The organism is Acetobacter fabarum (assembly GCF_022483405.1).
GTDB classification, from domain to species: domain Bacteria; phylum Pseudomonadota; class Alphaproteobacteria; order Acetobacterales; family Acetobacteraceae; genus Acetobacter; species Acetobacter fabarum.
The window spans coordinates 2,849,467-2,868,178 of the sequence record NZ_JAKVNI010000001.1; the positions used below are offsets into that span (position 1 = coordinate 2,849,467).

General features: G+C 58.3%; 17 protein-coding genes. 2 read left to right on the top strand and 15 right to left on the bottom strand.

Annotation, left to right across the window (positions count from 1 at the left end):
* Positions 1 to 17 precede the first annotated feature (17 nt).
* The 9 genes from pnuC to LKE65_RS13310 form a co-directional block, all read right to left on the bottom strand.
* On the bottom strand, positions 18 to 572 hold the full coding sequence (gene pnuC / locus LKE65_RS13270) for a nicotinamide riboside transporter PnuC (RefSeq protein WP_278741661.1): 555 nt from the start codon (positions 570 to 572) through the stop codon (positions 18 to 20).
* Positions 569 to 1,732: a phosphotransferase enzyme family protein gene (locus tag LKE65_RS13275; protein WP_278741662.1), complete on the bottom strand. Its 1,164-nt coding sequence runs from the start codon at positions 1,730 to 1,732 to the stop codon at positions 569 to 571. Before LKE65_RS13275 ends, pnuC begins: the two co-directional genes overlap by 4 nt.
* A 3-nt stretch (positions 1,733 to 1,735) precedes the next feature.
* Positions 1,736 to 4,009, bottom strand: a complete 2,274-nt coding sequence (locus tag LKE65_RS13280; RefSeq protein WP_278741902.1) for a TonB-dependent receptor — start codon at positions 4,007 to 4,009, stop codon at positions 1,736 to 1,738.
* Between the two features lie 156 nt (positions 4,010 to 4,165).
* Entirely contained in the window at positions 4,166 to 4,603 is a 438-nt protein-coding gene (locus tag LKE65_RS13285; protein WP_086647300.1) for a hypothetical protein, read from the bottom strand.
* A 165-nt stretch (positions 4,604 to 4,768) separates the two neighbouring features.
* Positions 4,769 to 5,176 (bottom strand): hypothetical protein, encoded by a 408-nt coding sequence (locus LKE65_RS13290; RefSeq protein WP_095349137.1) that lies wholly within the window; start codon positions 5,174 to 5,176, stop codon positions 4,769 to 4,771.
* Between the two features lie 207 nt (positions 5,177 to 5,383).
* Complete coding sequence (locus LKE65_RS13295) at positions 5,384 to 5,815, bottom strand: ExbD/TolR family protein (RefSeq protein ID WP_086646979.1); 432 nt, start codon at positions 5,813 to 5,815, stop codon at positions 5,384 to 5,386.
* A 70-nt stretch (positions 5,816 to 5,885) separates the two neighbouring features.
* Complete coding sequence (locus LKE65_RS13300; RefSeq protein ID WP_086646980.1) at positions 5,886 to 6,311, bottom strand: ExbD/TolR family protein; 426 nt, start codon at positions 6,309 to 6,311, stop codon at positions 5,886 to 5,888.
* 3 nt (positions 6,312 to 6,314) lie between these two features.
* The gene (locus LKE65_RS13305; RefSeq protein WP_278741664.1) at positions 6,315 to 7,361 is read right to left on the bottom strand and encodes a MotA/TolQ/ExbB proton channel family protein; all 1,047 of its coding nucleotides are present in this window, start codon (positions 7,359 to 7,361) and stop codon (positions 6,315 to 6,317) included.
* Between the two features lie 117 nt (positions 7,362 to 7,478).
* Positions 7,479 to 8,177, bottom strand: a complete 699-nt coding sequence (locus tag LKE65_RS13310) for an energy transducer TonB (RefSeq protein ID WP_278741665.1) — start codon at positions 8,175 to 8,177, stop codon at positions 7,479 to 7,481.
* Positions 8,178 to 8,910: 733 nt separating this feature from the next.
* Here LKE65_RS13310 and trhO point away from each other — a divergent pair.
* Entirely contained in the window at positions 8,911 to 9,972 is a 1,062-nt protein-coding gene (gene trhO / locus LKE65_RS13315) for an oxygen-dependent tRNA uridine(34) hydroxylase TrhO (RefSeq protein WP_278741667.1), read from the top strand.
* Between the two features lie 142 nt (positions 9,973 to 10,114).
* Positions 10,115 to 10,642, top strand: coding sequence for a hypothetical protein (locus tag LKE65_RS13320; RefSeq protein ID WP_143221934.1), 528 nt, complete (start codon positions 10,115 to 10,117; stop codon positions 10,640 to 10,642).
* Positions 10,643 to 10,729: 87 nt separating this feature from the next.
* Here LKE65_RS13320 and LKE65_RS13325 read toward each other — a convergent pair whose 3' ends face one another.
* The 6 genes from LKE65_RS13325 to nikR form a co-directional block, all read right to left on the bottom strand.
* Positions 10,730 to 11,119: a tautomerase family protein gene (locus LKE65_RS13325; RefSeq protein ID WP_095350258.1), complete on the bottom strand. Its 390-nt coding sequence runs from the start codon at positions 11,117 to 11,119 to the stop codon at positions 10,730 to 10,732.
* A gap of 212 nt (positions 11,120 to 11,331) precedes the next feature.
* Positions 11,332 to 13,128 (bottom strand): allophanate hydrolase, encoded by a 1,797-nt coding sequence (atzF, locus tag LKE65_RS13330; protein WP_278741669.1) that lies wholly within the window; start codon positions 13,126 to 13,128, stop codon positions 11,332 to 11,334.
* A gap of 44 nt (positions 13,129 to 13,172) precedes the next feature.
* A complete protein-coding gene (locus tag LKE65_RS13335; RefSeq protein ID WP_278741670.1) occupies positions 13,173 to 16,712 on the bottom strand; it encodes a 5-oxoprolinase/urea amidolyase family protein in 3,540 nt (1,179 codons plus the stop codon).
* An 18-nt stretch (positions 16,713 to 16,730) separates the two neighbouring features.
* On the bottom strand, positions 16,731 to 17,375 hold the full coding sequence (locus LKE65_RS13340) for an urea amidolyase associated protein UAAP2 (protein ID WP_086647348.1): 645 nt from the start codon (positions 17,373 to 17,375) through the stop codon (positions 16,731 to 16,733).
* A gap of 16 nt (positions 17,376 to 17,391) precedes the next feature.
* Complete coding sequence (locus LKE65_RS13345) at positions 17,392 to 18,195, bottom strand: urea amidolyase associated protein UAAP1 (RefSeq protein ID WP_278741671.1); 804 nt, start codon at positions 18,193 to 18,195, stop codon at positions 17,392 to 17,394.
* Positions 18,196 to 18,234: 39 nt separating this feature from the next.
* The gene (gene nikR, locus LKE65_RS13350) at positions 18,235 to 18,705 is read right to left on the bottom strand and encodes a nickel-responsive transcriptional regulator NikR (protein WP_278741672.1); all 471 of its coding nucleotides are present in this window, start codon (positions 18,703 to 18,705) and stop codon (positions 18,235 to 18,237) included.
* Positions 18,706 to 18,712: the final 7 nt, after the last annotated feature.

An 18,712-nucleotide genomic window follows, 5' to 3' on the forward strand; every position in this document is an offset into this window, starting at 1 on the left:
GTATGGGAAGGCATGCCTTATTGGACCTGCCCCCATTTTTGCCAGCCCCGCAACGCCAGCACCACAAACCCTGCGTACAGGGCTGCCGTAACCCACAGGCCGCGCTCCATAAACAACACGGTGTAGAAGACATCCACCACTATCCATAACACCCAGCTTAACCTGTAACGGCGCGCACCCCAGAACTGCGCCAGAATACTGTAAGCACTCAGCAGGGCATCCCCCATGGGGGTTGGGTCATCCGTCCAGTGCCGCAAAACCAGTGTAAGGCCCAGACCGGCAAGGCCCGTGCCCCCCACATGCCCCCATAAACGCCGGGCTGTGGGGAAGCGGAGCACACGCACCATCCCTTCCGCACGGGCACCGCGCAACCATTGCGCCCAGCCGTAAAGGGACAACCCAATAAACACGCCCTGCAAGGCGGCATCCGCGTACAAAGCAGCACGCACAAACACCATGCCATACAGGGCCGATGCCACCACCAGCACAGGCCAGCACACCACCAGACGCTGCCCTGTTAACCAGACCCCAAGGGCACTGGCCAAGGCGGCGGCCCATTCCAGCGTGGTCATTCCGCCCCCTGCTGGCTTGCGGTCTGGCGCAGCAGGGCAGGCAGGCGGGCCAGAAGTTCTTTGCCCTCCCCACTGGCAAACCAGCGCCCATGCCCGAGCAGATAATCCGTATAGGCGACCTCGGCCGAAGCCTGATCATGCACCAGCCCGGCAAAATAGCCGACTTCGGATAAGGCAAACTCCACATGCACAAGGGGCAGAAACGCCACAACCTGTGCACATTCCCCAGCACTCAGCGGACGAACGGACTGATACCCTTCCAGCAGAGCTGCCACCTGCTCCCATGCAACAACACCGGCGGCAGGTAAGGCCAGCCAGTCCACCACAGCCCGCTCCAGCGCCACGGCCAGATCAAACGGTGCGCAGGTCCGGTCCGCCATGCCGAAGTCGAGCACACAGCTCACATCATCCCCATTCCAGAACAGGTTGGAGCCGTGCCAGTCCCCATGCCCCCATGCGGGAACAATATGGGGCAACAAGGGCTGCAAACGCTGGTGGAAAGGCCGCAGCACGGCCTCCACGCTCCCTACCCAGTTGCGGTGTGCCAGAGCGGATCGCAACTGGGGTTGCCGAGCCACCCAATGCTGCAAGGCAGGCACCAGCTCTAGCTGGCCAACAACCTGCAACCCCGAGAGCAGAGGCACCACCTCTGCCCCGCCACGCGCAGGGGCTTTGAACCCGGCTGCCGCCATATGCAGCCTGCCCAGCGCAACACCCGCACCATAAGCCTGCCTGACCGAAAAATACGGCTGCCAGGACATGACATTCTGATAAACATCCACCCCACGGGCGGGCAAAAAAGCCTCGTATGTCCAGTCCCCAACCGTTAGGGCCGTATGGCCATCGGGCAGAACCAGCGGCGGGCAGACAGCAGCTCCCTGCCCTGCCAGATGGTTTATAAAAGCGTGTTCTTCCTCCAGCCATTTTACAGAGCGCAGGGTTACGTGGTGGCGTTTGAGCAGACATTCCCCCTGCCCCTCCAGCCGCACACGCCCCAGAGCGGAAAAAGGGCGCATGCTATGCCACGCCACACTCTGGGCAGGCGGCATATTGTGGAAAAAACGCAGGACTGACCGACTTTCATCCAGTGTCAGGCAGGGCCAGTCGCGCCGCTGCTGCACGCCATTTACCCCAAACTGGGCCTGCTCCCCCACGCTCATGCCTTAAAAACCGGTGGATGCGGTAAACAGGGCAGCAAAACCTCCCCCAATGTAATAGTCAGGCGACTGGCCAGACACCACACTCCCCCGCCGCCCCACCGTATCGTGCGCGGCAAGGGTTGGGTCGGCAATACCAGACAGATAATGCTGGTTGGTGATGTTGATGAAGTTCATGCGCAGCTGCGGCGCATGCAGCACGGATACATCCTTCATACGGTAACCAAGCGCCAGATTGCCCGTAACATGGGAAGGCATGCGCTCGTCATTCATAAAGGTTGCATACTGGTGCCCGGTATATTTGACCGTCATCACTCCAAAAAAATGCCCGTCGTCGTATGTCAGCCCGGCTGCGGCCTGCAAGGTGGGGGAGCGCACCGAACGTTTGCCCCGTGTTGGCAGAACCTCCGAGCCCGAAGACAGGTCATTATCAATTGTGGAATGCAGATACTCACCAGAAAAATAAGGGCTTATATGGTGCCACGGCCTTAGCCCCACCTCCACATCCACGCCCCGTGTGGTTTGCCCGCCCGCGTTAATGGTGGATTGCACTGGCGCACCATTAAGCATGACAAGAGTGGAAACCTGCCTGTTGGTGAAGTTGTAATTGAACAGGGTCAAGCTCCCCACAAGCAGATCATCCGCGTAACGGTAACCCAGTTCCTCTGCAATGGAGTATTCATTCTTCAGATTGCCAGTGCCTTTTTGCTCCAGCGCACCACTTGTAGGGTCATAGACATCATACAACGCTGTTTCCGCCGGGGTACGAAAGTTGGTGGTGGCGTTAAAAAAGACCTGATGATGCGGCGTTATCTGGAATCTGGCACCAAGGCGGGGCAAGGGTACGGCCGTGTTTGTGCCAATATTATAGCGGCTACCCGGCATGGCATTTGTGCCGGTGCGGGAGAACATGACTTCCTTAAAACCCGCACTCAGCAACAGCCGGTCATGGAGCAGGCTTAGCCGGTCACCTATAAAAAGGGCATTGGTCTGGGCAATGGTATGGTTGTTAGCCCCCCACAACGCCTGCCCCCCGGCCGTGCGCAAGGGATTGCCCCCCCATATGGACCCGGCCGCCCCCGAGGCATCCAGTATGGCAAAGGTCTGCTTTTGCGCATCGTCCCCGTAATCGTACCAGTAGCCTATGGTCAGGTCATTGGGGCCACGTTTCCAGTCCAGTGTTGTGGTAAAGCCGGAGCGGTAACTCCGCTGCGTATAATCCGCCCGCACGGGTATGGACCCATCGGGGCTGTTTGCCAGAGCAGGGGCAAGCTGCACGGCGTCCGTGCCATTAAACAGGCCTGTGCTCGGCAGTTGCATGCCCCCCGGCGCATTACCGTAGGCCCCCTGCGCATAGGGTGTTACCTTTAGTTCCAGCCCATTGCCCAGACCAAGGTTAACGGGGGCGGCCATGTAAAGAGTACGCTCGGGCTGGCGGGCCAGACGCCAGTAATCCGTCCCCCCTACTGCATTGTCCGCATTATAATGAGCGGCAAGATTATTGCCCCCATGTATGCCATCGGTCAGCCAAGCGTCTTTTGTAACCTGTGGGTAATAGCTGTCTATCGCCTGATTCCAGGACCCAAGCAGGGCAACACTACTCTGCCGCCCCCATGTTTTAAGCAGCTTGAAGTCCACATGCTGGCGCTCATCCCGCCCCGGGCCGCGCCAGTTATCTGTTGCCCCGTGGGAGTAGGAGACAAACCCCCGCAGGCCGGTATGGCCTATTTCACCACTTTCAAGGCGCAGGAACTGGCGATTGGTATTGTACGAACCATAAGACGTATCAAACACCCCTCCGGCTTTGTCCGCCGGGGTTTTGAACCGCAGCGTCATCAACCCGCCAGCCGCATTCAGCACCGGGCTGGTCAGGTCTGGCGCACCTTGTTGCAGGCTTATGGTTTCGTAATTCTCGTTATCGGCAAACTGGCTCGGGTAGCCTGTGTAATAGGCAATGTCATTCAGGGGCATGCCTTCAAGCACATAGCCTATGGCATCCCCGTTCATCCCCCTGACAGAAATATTGCTCTGGGGGGAAAAGCCGAACGGGTCTGACCCACTTACCATAGCCCCCGGCAACTGGGCCACAAGGTCAAACGCTGTGGCAGCGGGAGCCTGACGGGCAATATATTCGGCATTCACCACGCTCTGGGCCTGAGGCTCGGACTGGGGGCGGATCAGCCCCCCGCCTGCGGGCAGGTGCGCAAGACTGGCATGCACCGTAACAACCTGCGCCTTGCCTGCCTGCACTGTTTCAGCCTGCACGGTTTCCGCCGCCATGGCAGAAGACCCCGCAGCCCCCACAAACACGGCAGATACCCCATAGCAGGCCCATACCACCCGCAAGGTCTGGCCCCCTTTGTAACCTTTATCCAGCGCACACCTCCCCATCATGCTCATAGCCACGCATGCAGGTGTATAGCGCACGAAATGGTTTTAGTTTTCATCCCCGTCCGATTTATCCCCCAGCACAATGGTCTGGTCGGAAATGGAGACATCGGTAACTGCAGGGCGTTGCAGGGCTTCGGTTGTATCCCGCGCGATCCCGGCGGTTTTATCCTTCAGGTCTGCAAGTTCTTCACGCACATCAGACAAGATTTCCAGCAAGGCCGCATGGTCTTCCGATGCCCGCTGGTCTGCCCCCTGGCTGAGCACCGCACTCCCCACCATAAGGGCGGGCAATGCCACCAACTGTATGCAGTTGCTTATATAAAGCAGCGTGTTCTGCCATTGCGGCACAATAACCGGAACCAGAGAAAAGACAAAAAAGGCATAAACGCACCAGATACTGCCAAACAGCATGGTCATTTTAACGGCCACAGCCACATTAAACCGCGTGATAAGGGACTTGGCTATTGTTTCGGGCTTTCTCATGGAGTCTCTTCTTCAGTTACGCCGCGCGCATAAGCAGCGGGCATTGCCGCGTGCGCTGTAACATACTCCAACCACCTTGTCCGCCATATCACAACGGGCAGCACGGTTGCCCTGCACCAGACAGGTATGTGCCTGCGCCCCCACGCACATCACCCCACCCGGCTTTTACCCTTCTGGCAGAAGCCTGCGTGAAAACCGCAGCCGAAAAAACGCAGCCTGCCCGCGCGCAGCATCGGCCTTGCGCAGGAACACTCCTACAACATACGTTCCATCCTGCTCGGGCCTGCCAATATACGCGGCATTCTGGACCTTGCTGTTGTAAACTTCCGCCCCACCGGGGTCGCGCACCCAAAAGCTGACACGCGCGCTTTTCGCATGCCCCCCAACCAGCAGGAACTGCCCGACTTTTGCAGGCACCTTGTACTGCACGACCTCTTCCCCCTCGACCGTGCCGGCAACAGTGGCCTCTTCCCCCTGTGTGCGAAAATGAACAGTGCGCTGGTGGGCCTGTGCGTACCCTGCATGCCCCAACAGCAACGTAGCCGCCACCAGCACTCCCCCCATCCGGCGCATAATGTTTTGCTCCCTTTACGCAATGCAGCCCTGTTCGTGCCATACGCCCAACAGATGCCTGAGTTCCCTTGGCTGCATCATACGCGACAAACATTTTTGTCCGGATGTTATTTTTATGATTTCTGGTGAACGATCACCTGCACCAGACATAAAAAAAACGGGCCTGCCTTATGGCACGCCCGCTTTTATCTGGAGTTTTATGCTCCCTTACTGATCGACGAACTGTTCCTGCCCGACGATGCCCATCTGGGTGACCCCGAGCCTCTGGGCGTCGGCCATGACATGGACGACAGTCTTGTAATCAGCCAGCCGGTTGGGCTGGATGTGGAACTCGGGCTTGGGCTGGGCGGAGGCAATCTCGCGCAGGTGGGCCTGCAGTTCGTCCTCGCTGTTAACCGGCTGCCCGTTCCAGGTAATCGTATTATCAAAATCCACCACAAGGGTCACAACCGGAACCTCCTCCGTCGAAGGCGGCGGGTTGCCCTGCGGCAGATCAATCGCAACAGATTGGGTCTGCAACGGGATGGTGATGATCAGCATGATCAGCAGAACCAGCATCACGTCAATCAATGGCGTGGTGTTGATGTCTACAATGCCTTCGTCTTCCGTTGTGCTATCCGACCCGACATTCATGCCCATGATCAGTTACTCTCTTCACTCCTGCCCCCACGCGTGCCGCGCGGGGGACGGGGGCCGCAGCCCGCCGTTGTCAGTTGGTCTTCGGCTTCTCGGTAATGAAGTCGATATGATAGATGCCAGCCTGCTGGCATGCCGCCACCATCCTGCCGACCGTCTCATACCGCGCCTTCATGTCCCCACGGATCTGGATCTGCGGTTGCGGTTTGACCACCGCCACCTTTTCCAGATGCTCCAGCAGGTCAGCCTGGTCCTTCAGCGGGGTTTCATCCCAGAAGGCCTTGCCATCCGCCGTAACCGCCAGCACCACGTTGCTCATCTTGGTCTGGGTGGGCTGGTTCATGTCGCGCGGCAGGTTGACCTTGACCGTATGGGTGGCCACCGGAATGGTGATCAGGAAGATGATCAGCAGAACCAGCATCACATCCACCAGAGGGGTCGTGTTGATGGCGGAGACGACTTCGTCGTCCCCTCCTCCGTTGCCAACCTGCATTCCCATGGTTCAGCCCACCCGGTTGGAGGTTGTGACCGTGGTCGGGGAATTATCGGCGTTGACCCGCACGCTCTCCGCGGCTGCACCGTGGCGCACGCCACCGATCAGGATGGACTGCAGGTCATCGGCAAAGTCGCGCACCTGGTCCATGGCACCCTTGTTGCGGCGCACCAGCAGGTTGTAACCCAGCACCGCAGGCACAGCCGTTGCCAGACCAATGGCGGTCATGATCAGGGATTCACCCACAGGACCGGCAACCTTGTCGATGGATGCCTGACCGGCAATGCCAATGGCGGTCAGCGCGTGGTAGATACCCCAGACCGTGCCGAACAGCCCGATGAAGGGGGATGTGGACCCCACGGTGCCCAGGAAGGCCAGCCCCTTCTGCAGGCTGTTCTGGATGTTGTTGACCGCACGCTGGATGGACATGGAGGTCCAGCTATGCAGGTCAATGGCTTCCTGCATCGTGCCTTCATGGTGTTCGGCTGCCGTAATGCCGGTATCGGCAATATAGCGGAACGGGGAGGAGGTGGAGAGTGCGGAAGCCCCTTCCTGAATGCTGTGCTTGGTCCAGAAGTTTTTGGTGGCATCCTTGCCAGCAGCAAACAGACGCCCCTGTTCGATGAACTTGGTGATCATGATGAACCATGTGCCAAGCGACATGACGAGCATGATCAGCAGCACGCCACGGGCGATAATATCGCCGTTCGACCACAGGGCGGACAGGCCGTAGGGGTTGGCGTCATCCTTGGCGTCCGGCGCAGGAGCTTCTGCTGCTGCAGCGGCGGCCGGGGTCGGGGCTGTTGTGCCATCGGTGGGTGTGGGGGTTGTTGCGGCATCCGGGGCGGCGGGTGTGGCCGGGCCGGGGGCAGGAGCTGCAGCGCCATCTGCCGGAGCCGGAGTAGCCGGGGCCGCAGGAGCGGTAGCCGCCGGGGCTGCCGGTGCGGGGGCGGCGGCATCCTGCGCAAAGGCGGCAATGGGGGCTGCAGTGCTCATCAGCAGCGCAAGAGCCGGAGCGGCAAGACCTGACACAAAAGAACGGGGCAGTCTGCTCATTTTACTCAAGATCCTCATCCAAAGGCCCGGTCCTGTTCCCCTGCCGGAGCGGACCGGGCGGGTCCGTGTTGCTGTGTTATCCAGGGGTCCGGCACAAGGCCGAACCGTTAGTCTGTGTCAGTCATCCAGCCGGAAGCGGATGACATATGTCTTGTTCACTTCCCGCACGGGCACACCATTGCGGCTTGCAGGCCGGTAGCGGGCCTTGTGCACGTAATCCAGCGCGGCCTGCGCAAATGCCTGACCACCGGTTACCGCCTGCACACGGCAGTTGCTGGTCATGCCTGTTGTTTCCACATCGCACACCACGGTTACGCGGCCTTCAATGTTGTCTTCCTCCATTTCTGGCGGATAGACGGGGCGCACATTGTTCAGCGGCGATGTTCCGGCCGTTGTATCGGGCGAATCATTGGGCGGTGTGTCCGCGGGTGGGGCCTTTGCAGTCTGGGTTGGCGGAGCCACAGGCTGCTTGGGCGGTGTGCGGGCCACGTGCTTCATGGGGGGCTTGGGGGGCGGCGGCACCTCGATCTTTGGCGGCGGAATGAACGGCGGCGGAGGCACCGTCATGACCGGCGGGGGTGGTGGAGGCGGCGGCGGAGGCGGCGGAGGGGGTGGCGGCGGCAGAACGCGCGTCTGAATGGGCGGCTTGGGTGGTGGTGGAGCGCTATCGCCCTTCCCCATTCCAGAGACCAGCCCCCATATGCCAAGAATGTGCAGGAAAAGAACAACAATAAAAGCGCCAGCTACAACAGCAGTACCGACCTCCAGATCATACCGCTGAGCTTTCTTCTTTTGCTGTTCAAGCTCATTTGTCATGTCAGTTCTTCTTTATCATAACCAGCCACAAGCATGATCTACCTCTCTTTTTTACTTATGAACCAGCAAAGAGCAGGGTATGCGCCTTTACCCACTCCCCGGCGCGGTGTACCGGGGCGGCACCCTGCGCGGCCATACCCCCGGCCTGCTGGACCACCGGCAATGAGAGGACCCCCCTGCGCGAACAGAGGCGAGTGCCACAAAACAAAAAAGCCGAACTTATAGAAGTCTTTTTCATAAGCACACATCCTTCATGGGCCATGCGTATCCAGGCATGCCAGAGGTGAACAAAAGCCAGAATCCGCACCTTCCGCTCCCCCGGAATGGAACAGAACAAAGAGTGCAAACCGCGCGATGCTGCTGCCTTTCCTTAACAAAAACATCTATTCCCGTTATGAAAAACGGTTAGAGATGAATGGAATAAACTACTCGTTACATTTCCAGAATAAGGACAGGGTTTGGACGCTGTCAACATCATTCCGCATCCGTTATATATTGAATCATGCCTGATAACGGCATATTCCTCTTTATTGGTTCAGTACTACAAAAAAGATAGATTTGGGCATCTGCCCGCCCCTTGTTGGTGGGCAAAACAGGCCCGGTTAAAAACACTTGTCGGGTAGGGAAGTGGGCAGCTAAAGCAGGAGCCTGCCTGTCAGGCGATCTGCTGCATTCCACCAGCAGAATGTACTGGCAGGGCCGGACCGCCTTACATGCCTGCAAGGAACATACCGTGACCGCCAGTTCTGTCCCGCCTGTTACCAACACCCCCGCTGATCTGCCCATCTGCGTGGCGGCTCTTTATCGCTTTACAGGGTTTAAAGACCCGGCGGGCCTGCGCGGCCCACTGTTGCAGGCGTGCGAGACAAACGGCGTAAAAGGTATTCTGCTACTGGCGGGGGAAGGCATTAACGGCACCATAGCGGGCAGCGATGCAGGCATAGAGGCCGTTCTGGCCCATATTCGCCAGTTGCCCGGCTGTGCGGATATTGTGGTCAAGTTCTCCCGCGCGCCATCCATGCCCTTCCTGCGCATGAAGGTCCGCCTGAAAAAAGAAATTGTCACCATGGGAATAGAAGGGACCGACCCCAACCACATTGTTGGTACCTATGTTGCCCCCAAGGACTGGAACGCCCTGCTCCAGCACCCGGACACCATTCTGATCGACACCCGCAATGATTACGAAGTGGCCGTTGGTACATTCGAAGGTGCGGTGGACCCCAAAATAAAGACGTTCCGGGAATTCCCCGAATGGTTCCGCCAGAAGCGCGAGCAGCTGGAAGCACAGGGCCGCAAACCCCGCGTTGCCATGTTCTGCACAGGGGGTATTCGCTGCGAAAAATCCACCGCATTTGCCAAGGCGGAAGGGCTGGAGGACGTTTATCACCTTGAAGGTGGTATTCTCAAATATCTGGAAACCATTCCGCAGGAAGAAAGCCTGTGGCGTGGCGAATGCTTTGTGTTCGACCAGCGCGTGACCGTAGGACACGGCCTGAAACCCGGTAATCTGGAACTATGCCACGCCTGCCGCGCCCCCCTCTCCCCTCAGGACAAAGCCTCTGCCCAGTATGAGGCAGGCGTGAGCTGCCCGCATTGCCATGGCACGCAAAGTGCTCACAACCGCGCCCGCCATGCCGAGCGTGAACGCCAGACCCGGCTGGCGGCCGAGAGGGGGGAAACCCATCTGGGCATGAACATGGCACAGGAGCGTGCACGCAAGCGCAGGCTGCGTGAGGAGGAACTCGAACGCCAGCAGACCCTGCGCCAGAAAGTTCTGGCCCGCCTGCGCGATTAAATGCAGGGGCAAACGCCCACACACCGCCAAACACGGTAAATGAGTAGGCAAAGGGGCTAGCCAACCAGTTAGCCCCTGATCTATATCAGGCGCGCGGAAGCAGCTTCCATTATACAAGCGGCACGCATTGCCGGGGACATGGATGAACATACATTGTGCATGGTGCGAGCGGGAGATGCTCAACACTGCCCATGCCCCTTACTGTTGCGCACGCTGTGAGAAAAAAGCCAACAAGGCGCTGGCCGCCATTAGCGTGCCCCCCACCCCACAACAGCGGGAAACACGTATAATCCGCAGCTGCCTGGTCAGCCTGGTTGCGGTCATTACCGTTACACTCGGCCTGCGTATTCTGGCGGGTTCCCCACCTCCGCCTGACAATATTATTATGGCGCAATCAGCCCCCTCCCCCCAAATGGACCGCAATGCCGCCTCCTATAAGGCAGGGCAGACTGCGCGCAGGCAGTGGAACCGCTGGCTGGGCGGCCAGCATGGGGAGCGCCGCAAGGGAGCCATTTACTGGCTAAACGCCGTAGCGGGCCAGCATGCCCGGCAATGTGACGGCACAGTGGAATTTGCACTTGGCTGTTTTGACGCACACCGGCACATGGACAGGATTGAACCGCAATTTGCCATCAGCCCGACATTCCGCTCCGGGTGGGACAACCCCTAGGACCTGCACAGGCCGGGGGTAATCCCCGCAATGATGGTATAAACTGGCGTGCCCCCATAGGTGAGTACGCGCCAGCAGGGCTTGGGCTTACAGCTCGCCCGTTACAAACTGGGCGCGACCCAGCCCAAAGCTCCAGTGCTCATCTGCATTCTGCACAATGGACACCACAAGGTCCGATGGAGCCAGACCACAGCGTTCATGCAGCCGTTCGGCCAGCAGCTTGTAAAAAGCTGTTATCTGCTCCTTGGAGCGTGGGCGCGAGGTAATCTGCAACAGCACGACCTGATCAGTCCGGGGGATACCCAGCCCGGTATCTTCAATGACCATATGATCCCGCTCATGCTCGGTGACAATCTGATAACGGTCGCGCGCGGGCACCTTGAATGCTTCCAGCATGGCCTCATGCGCCGTATCCAGCAATGCACGAATGGCTTCAGGCTTCCGCCCTTTGATGACATGGAAATGAAGAAGCGGCATGTGATACCCCTGCGTTGACTTGACTGATTATAAAACGAATTTTCCAGCCAATGGTTTCAGGCACGTTCAGGCACACACAACACCATGCCCTTGCCTTGCTGCCCAATCAACTCATAGGGACCAACTTTGCAAGCAACGGCATTTGCAGCATGCAAAACCATGCATGCCGCAAAATCCTTTAATTTTTAAAACAGTTTACTAAAAAATAGCGGTTAGAGCTTTGCGTAACGCCACCCGCCACTGGCGGTAATCTCCTTACCGCTCCGTGCGACAGCCTCGCTGCACAAAAAACCACAGACCTCGCTCCCATCTGCCAGCGATATTTTACCAATAGCCATAGGTTGCGGCAGGCCGGCAACAAAGCGGCCAAAACCTGCCACGTCCAGCTCGTAAACCTCAACTTCCAGACCGGGACCAACAAAGCCTTTTTCCCGCACCAGGCCGGGCTTGGGGGGAGAAGCATCCGGCAGTGCAAAAAGGCGGTAGTCAGGTGCCGTACGGGTTGTGGCACGCAGAATGGCGTGTTCCTTCTCCAGTTGCCAATGGAGCGGAAAACCTTTGAGATGCGCGCCAACAACAGCCAGCAGCACATTACCCGGTGCTGGCACAGGAGCATTGTCCACCTGTGGCAGCACCGCATTGCGGAACACCCCGCTGGTATTATGCACCGCCGCATGGAAGTGCCCGGCAAGGGCTGCAAGGTCATGGTCGCTAAAAGCCGGGCCAATAAAGGTTACCCCGAATGGCAGGCCATCCGGCCCAAACCCGGCTGGCACGGCACAGGCGGCCATATCCAGCAGATTAACAAAGTTGGTGTAGGTGCCAAGCATGCTGTTGGCAGCAACCGGTTGCGCAATAACCTCCTCCCGGCTGACAAGCCGCGGAGCGGTGGGGAGCAGCATGACATCAAAATCCGCCCACATCCGGTCCGCCACCTGTTTAAGCAGGTGCTGGCGGTAAATCCCTTTAAACACATCGGTTGCGGAATAGCGGGTAGCACCGTCCATGATGGCGCCAACGGTTGGGTCCATATCCGCACGATGTGCGTGATAGAAGTCCGCAATGGCGGTCAGGCGCTCCACAACAAACGGACCACTATAGAGCAGCTCGGCTGTTTCCTTTAACGGTGCAAAATCCAGTTCGACCGCAGTCCCCCCCAGTTCCACAAGCTGGCGGATGGCACGGTCATAGAGTGCTGCATTGGCGGTGCAGCCATCAAAAAAACGATCTTTCTGCCGCAGAACACCAAAGCGGAACGTATCCGCCGCCAACCTGCGTGGCACCATGGCGCGTGAGTACGGCGCATGGGCATCCGGCGCCATGGCAAGCTGCTCAACCCGCCACGCATCTGCTGCTGAAGCAGCAAAGACGGAAATACAGTCCAGAGATTCACACGCAGGCACAAGACCTGTCGTGCTGAGCACCCCGCGGGAGGGTTTAAGCCCTACAATGTTGTTAAACGCCGCAGGCACACGCCCTGAGCCCGCTGTGTCGGTCCCCAATGCGAATGACACCAGCCCCGCAGCAACCGCCACGGCAGAGCCGGAACTTGAACCACCGGACACATGCTTCGCACTGAACACGCAATGCGGCTGCCCATAGGGGGAGCGCATGCCAACCAGCCCTGTTGCAAACTGGTCTAGGTTAGTCTTGCCAATCACAATAGCCCCTGCGGCTTCCAGCCGGCGGACAACTTCGGCACTTTCCGTGGCATCATAGGCAAAGGCCGGGCAGGCTGCGGTTGTTGGCAGGCCAGCGACATCAATATTGTCTTTAACCGCAAAGGGCACGCCATAAAGCGGCAGGTCCGCGACCGGTCGTTTTTCCAGCTCTGCCGCTCTGGCCAGCAGGCGCTCGGCAGACACAAGGTTGATCCACACCGCCGCATCCACGGAAGCATAGGCATGCACACGCGCCAGAACCTCCCTGACAATATCTGTCGGGGTGAGTGCCCCGTTCCGGCAGGCAGTCAGGAGGTAGTCAATCTGCAACATATCAGGAAATGTCATAATGTTTGTCCTCGCCTACAGGTTCTGGCGTGTGTGGGTGGGGGTTAGTCCGTGCAGACCACCATAATCCGCTCACCTCCACGCACCTCGCGGCCTTTGCGGCACAGAATGTCCTTCACCACACCGGTTGCGGGGGAGATGATCTTCATTTCCGTTTTCATGGATTCAATAATCGCAACGGCATCACCTGCCTTTACGTGATCCCCCACAGCAACCTTGAGCTGCCACACACTGCCCGGCACAGGGCTGTCCACGCCCATATACCCTTCGGGCAGAATGGATTCATCGGCCTGTGTGGTGTTTGCTTCTTCCTCAAACGTATCAAGGCCTTTTGCAATCCAGTCCTGACGTTCCGCCTCAAAGGCGGCCTGCTGGCGGGCGCAGGCCTGAGCGATTTCGGACTTGTTGGCCTCCAGAAAAGCCCGGTATTCCGACAGGCTGAACTGTGTTTCCTCAATCCTGACGGAAAAACGACCGTAGGGGAAAGCAGCCCGTGCCTCCATCAACTCATCATGCGAGACGGGGTAGAAGCGTATCTGGTCAAAAAACCGCAGGAGCCACGGTGTATTTTCATGGAACACATCTGTTGTGCGCCATGTATTCCAGACTTGGGTCGTACGGCCAAAAAGCTGGTAGCCCCCCGGCCCTTCCATACCGTAAATGCACATGTAACTGCCGCCAATACCCACAACATTATCCGGGGTCCATGTGCGTGCGGGGTTGTATTTGGTGGTGACCAGCCTGTGCCGCGGGTCAATGGGGGTGGCCACGGGCGCCCCCAGATACACGTCCCCCAACCCCATAACGAGGTAGGACGCATTGAAAATGATCTCCTTGACCGCGTCTATGGAAGCAAGACCATTAATCCGGCGGATAAACTCGATATTGGACGGGCACCACGGCGCATTGGGGCGCACCAGTTCCTGATACCGCTGCATGGCCAGCCGGGCCTGCTCGTCATCCCACGAAACGGGGAGGTACACGATGCGGCTGGGCACAACAATATCATCCTCGCCCGAGGGCAGGGCCTGTTCAATACCATGCAGCCGTTCCAGCAAGACCGGTAGGGGGAGCACCTGCGGATTGTAATGGACCTGAAGCGAACGAATACCCGGAGTAAGGTCCACAATCCCTTCTACGGCAGCGGCCCTGAGCCGCTCCAGCACAAGCTGCACACGCAGGCGCAGGGCAATATCCAGTTCCGGCGGGCCAAATTCGAGCAGAAGGTAACAATCCCCCGCACGGCGGTACACAACCGGGATTTCCCCTTCCGAACGGAACAGGATGGGGCTATCCCCCGCAATAGGTTCAGGCAGGAAGGATACACTGACCGGCTTGGGCTGTATGCGCTGGAAACGCACCTTGTCCCCCGGATGCAGTTGCCCCATTTTCCACAGTTCATCACTGGTCAGCACTGCGGGGCACACAAAACCGCCCAGACTTGGCCCATCCGGCCCAAGCAGGATGGGCATATCCCCGGTAAAGTCGATGGCCCCAATAGCATATGCGTTATCGTGAATGTTGGAAGGATGCAGCCCGGCTTCCCCCCCATCTGTTCTGGCCCAGCGTGGTTTGGGGCCGATCAGGCGTACACCGGTGCGTGCGCTGTTGAAGTGTACTTCGTATTCACTGGAAAACAGGGTTTCAATATCTTCATCCAGGAAGAAATCAGGCGCACCATGCGGGCCGTACATGACCCCGAGGGTCCATGTACGGGTCAGCTCAGGCCGGTCCTGTGGGGCAATGGCCATTGGGGCCGCCGCATTGGTCGCAGGTTTGGCCAGACGCAGCACATCCCCCGTGCGGAGCTGCCCGGTTGCATGTCCACCAAACTGGCCCAGCATGAACGTGGCACTGGACCCAAGGTAAAGTGGGGCATCAATCCCCCCACGCACGGCAAGATATGTGCGATGCCCTGCCCCCTTGATCTGCCCCAGCGCCAGAACCTGCCCCGCCTGCACCGTAACCGGCTCCCAGTAAGGCACCTCCACGCCATCCAGCGTAGCAGGCATGAATGCGCCAGACAGGCCGATAACAGCGTCCGTGTTAAACCGCAGCACCGGGCCAGTAGCCGTAAACTCCAGTGCAGGCACACCCTGCGCATTCCCCACAATCTGGTTGGCCAAACGGAAGTTCCGGTCGTCCATCGGGCCACTGGGGGGAACCCCCACATCCCAGTACCCCACGCGGCCCGGCCAGTCCTGCACCGTGGACTGAAGGCCCGGTGCAATCACTTCCACCGTAGCGGGTGTATAGGCAAAACTGTTGAGCAGCCCTGTAAAAACAGCCCCTGCACGCACGGCATCATCCGCCGTAACTGCGCGCAGATAATCCAGATTACTTTCCAGACCGCTGATCCGGGTTGTGGTCAGTGCTGCATGCAGGTTGGCAAAAGCCTCCTCCCGCGTGGCACCTCGGGCAATAATTTTGGCCAGCATCGGGTCATAGTACGGGGTGACCTCGGTCCCGGTTTCTATCCAGCCATCCACGCGCACACCCGGTGCAAAGCTGACCTCGGTCAGCCGCCCGGTGGAAGGGCGAAAGTTCTCTGCTGCGTTCTCGGCATAAATCCGCGCTTCTACGGCGGCCCCTTTGGGCACCAGACTTTCCTGCGCTGGCAGAACCAGAGTGCCATCGGCCTGCCTGATCATCCACTCGACCAGATCAATCCCGAAAATTTCTTCCGTAACGCAGTGTTCAACCTGAAGCCTTGTGTTGACCTCAAGGAAATAGAACTCACCACTTTCCGTATCGTAAATAAACTCCACCGTGCCAGCGGACTCATACGCAACGGCCGCACACAAGGCCCGTGCTGCGTTCCGCAGGCCCACGCGCGTTGCTTCGGACAGGCCCGGGGCTGGGGTTTCCTCTATCACTTTCTGGTTGCGGCGCTGGAGGGAGCAATCGCGCTCACCTAGTGTGAGAATGTTCCCGCGGCCATCGCCAAAAATCTGCACTTCCACGTGCCGCGCGCAGGCAATGAATTTTTCCAAAAACACCCGCGCATCGCCAAAATTATTCCCCCCCATGCGCGAAACAGCAGCAAAGCAGTCGCGCAGTTCGGCCTCGTTATGGCAGATCTGCATACCAATGCCGCCACCACCCGCCGTGCTTTTGAGCATGACCGGGTACCCAATGCCAGCGGCGGCCTCCAGTGCCTCTTCCACACTGTTCAGAATATCCGTGCCCGGCAGGAGCGGCACATTGTTCTGTTTAGCCAGATCACGCGCGGTGTGTTTAAGGCCAAAAGCCCGCATATGCTCGGGCCGTGGCCCCATAAAGCGTATGCCCTGGGCTGCCAGTTTTTCCGCAAATTCGGCCCGCTCGCTCAAAAAGCCGTAACCGGGGTGGACTGCCTGCGCACCTGTGGTGGCGCATGCCTGCAAAATGGCATCCATGTTCAGGTAGCTGTCGCTTACCGCGGCAGGCCCGATCAGAATGGATTCATCGGCCTCCAGCACCGGTGGCGTAAACCGGTCTGCCTCGGAGCACACAGCAACGGAGGCAATTCCCATCCGTTTGAGTGTCCGGCCGACACGGCGTACGATTTCTCCGCGGTTGGCAATAAGAACCTTTGTGAACATGGCAGGCAGTCCGAACGGTCAGATGGAAACAGGGTCGCCGATAACGACGCGGATGGGGGTCGGCACAAAACCGTTGCAGGGGTTGTTGACCTGCGGACAGTTGGAAATAACCACAAGCGTGTCCATTTCCGCGCGCAGGTCCACATACCCGCCGGGGTCGGACAGGCCATCATCAATCACCAGTTCACCATTCTGCAGAACTGGCACATTCATGAAAAAATTGACGTTATTGACAATGTCGCGCTTGCTCATGCCGTATTTTTCAACTTCCAGCAGGAAGTTTTCTCGGCACGAATGCATGTACTTGGTTTCATGCCCAAAACGCACCGTATTGGATTCACAGCTACAGGCCCCGGCCAGCGTGTCGTGGCGTCCGCAGGTGTCATCCACCACGGTCATGAGCACATTGCCTTCGTTGGAATACAGCCCGGTTCCCTTGCCAATATAGGCCGAACCCTGATTGAGCAGCGTATCCTGCGCACTGTAGCGCTCATGGTAGGCATGGGCATTGTAAAAAAGAGCATCCACAGCCTGCTGGCTTTTCAGGTCAATAATCCGGATAACCTGCCCTTTGCGCACCAGACCCGACCACGGAGTGCGCGCGGCCACATGCTGATCAAGAACAATATTGGAAAAAATCTTGCTGAGATCATGTTCTGACATAAATCTGGCTCCCTGATCAGGCAAAGAGAATATCTGTGTTATCAAACCCGCGCCGTGCTTCTTCGCTGAACGTCCGGCACAGATCATCCGCCGCCGGGGCCGGAGCCTGCCAGCGCACGGCCTCGACAGGAGCCGGTGCAAAACTGGCATCCGGCGCCAGAGGGTGCGGACAGTTGGAGACGGCAACAAGCAGGTTCATTTCTGCCCGCAGGTCCACATGCGCGCCGGGGTGCACATCGCCCTCCACCCATTTGAAGCTACCATCGGCCTGCGTGCTGATATGGGAGAAAAACGTAATACAGGAGGCAACATCATGCTGCGCCATGCCGTATTTTCCCGCAGTCAGGCGCAGATTGTTGCGGGTATTGCGCAAACCGGCAGACCCAAAATTGCGCTGGTTGCTCTGCGGTGTGCTCCCGCCAACCAGCGTATCGCTAAATCCGCAGCTATCGCCAATAACGGATGCCAGCACGCGCCCCATATCAGAGAACAGAACACGCCCTGTGGTCAGGCAGGTGGTCCATTGCAGCTTCATGGTATCGCCCGCATTGTAGCGTTCGCTCAGGTCATCCGCATTCCACAACATAACCGACACACCATTGTTGCCGGATGTGTTGATCAGGCGTAGTGCCTGCCCACGCGGCACAAATGTGCTCCAGTACCACCCGCCTGGTATGGTTTCGCGGTGCAGAACACTGGCTTCGGTCATTTCAATCGGGGTTGCAGCGGGGCGTACCGTATTTTCGGACTGGAGCGCCTGATCCCGGAGCTGGTTGTAGCGGGCCCGGTACCAATCTGGGGTTTGCTGGTCTATTTGCATGAAAATCTCCTGTATTCAGGCAAGAATGGCAATGCGCGTTCAGGACGCTTCCATATCAAGTGTAAGTTCCCGCCCTTTTTCATGAACGGGGGGGATCAGGGAGGCAATCAGGTGCAGGCGTCCGGAAATAACACCGGGCTGGGTGATAAACTGGTCTGCTATATCCTGCAGTTTTTTAACCTTACCCTGAACAAGCAGCACTTCCAGTGTCTGCCTGCGAATGAGGTTGACGTGCAGTGAACTGATAACCTCTGCAAGGTTTTCATATTGCAGCTCTGCAAGTTTCTGTTGCAGGTTTGTGGCGGCATTATTGTAAAAAAGAATAATCACGCCGGCCATCAGCTCATCGCCGTTTTCCTGCCGGCACGCCATAAGCTCCTGATGCAGAATGTTCTGGATCGCCTGGGAGCGGCTGGCATAACCTTTTTCCGCCACCATGGCATCAAGCTCATGCAGAAGGCCTGGCGACAGGGAAATACTGACGCGGCTGATCTGTTCCTTGCTACTCATGCTTGTA

Excerpts from the sequence above, each read along its gene's own strand:
- pnuC (WP_278741661.1), bottom strand. The coding sequence starts at position 572 with ATGACCACGCTGGAATGGGCCGCCGCCTTGGCCAGTGCCCTTGGGGTC.
- LKE65_RS13275 (WP_278741662.1), bottom strand. The coding sequence starts at position 1,732 with ATGAGCGTGGGGGAGCAGGCCCAGTTTGGGGTAAATGGCGTGCAGCAG.
- LKE65_RS13335 (WP_278741670.1), bottom strand. The coding sequence starts at position 16,712 with ATGTTCACAAAGGTTCTTATTGCCAACCGCGGAGAAATCGTACGCCGT.
- LKE65_RS13295 (WP_086646979.1), bottom strand. The coding sequence starts at position 5,815 with ATGGGCATGAATGTCGGGTCGGATAGCACAACGGAAGACGAAGGCATT.
- atzF (WP_278741669.1), bottom strand. The coding sequence starts at position 13,128 with ATGACATTTCCTGATATGTTGCAGATTGACTACCTCCTGACTGCCTGC.
- LKE65_RS13310 (WP_278741665.1), bottom strand. The coding sequence starts at position 8,177 with ATGACAAATGAGCTTGAACAGCAAAAGAAGAAAGCTCAGCGGTATGAT.
- LKE65_RS13290 (WP_095349137.1), bottom strand. The coding sequence starts at position 5,176 with ATGCGCCGGATGGGGGGAGTGCTGGTGGCGGCTACGTTGCTGTTGGGG.
- nikR (WP_278741672.1), bottom strand. The coding sequence starts at position 18,705 with ATGAGTAGCAAGGAACAGATCAGCCGCGTCAGTATTTCCCTGTCGCCA.
- LKE65_RS13280 (WP_278741902.1), bottom strand. The coding sequence starts at position 4,009 with ATGGCGGCGGAAACCGTGCAGGCTGAAACAGTGCAGGCAGGCAAGGCG.
- LKE65_RS13340 (WP_086647348.1), bottom strand. The coding sequence starts at position 17,375 with ATGTCAGAACATGATCTCAGCAAGATTTTTTCCAATATTGTTCTTGAT.
- LKE65_RS13305 (WP_278741664.1), bottom strand. The coding sequence starts at position 7,361 with ATGAGCAGACTGCCCCGTTCTTTTGTGTCAGGTCTTGCCGCTCCGGCT.
- LKE65_RS13345 (WP_278741671.1), bottom strand. The coding sequence starts at position 18,195 with ATGCAAATAGACCAGCAAACCCCAGATTGGTACCGGGCCCGCTACAAC.
- LKE65_RS13300 (WP_086646980.1), bottom strand. The coding sequence starts at position 6,311 with ATGGGAATGCAGGTTGGCAACGGAGGAGGGGACGACGAAGTCGTCTCC.
- LKE65_RS13285 (WP_086647300.1), bottom strand. The coding sequence starts at position 4,603 with ATGAGAAAGCCCGAAACAATAGCCAAGTCCCTTATCACGCGGTTTAAT.
- LKE65_RS13320 (WP_143221934.1), top strand. The coding sequence starts at position 10,115 with ATGAACATACATTGTGCATGGTGCGAGCGGGAGATGCTCAACACTGCC.
- LKE65_RS13325 (WP_095350258.1), bottom strand. The coding sequence starts at position 11,119 with ATGCCGCTTCTTCATTTCCATGTCATCAAAGGGCGGAAGCCTGAAGCC.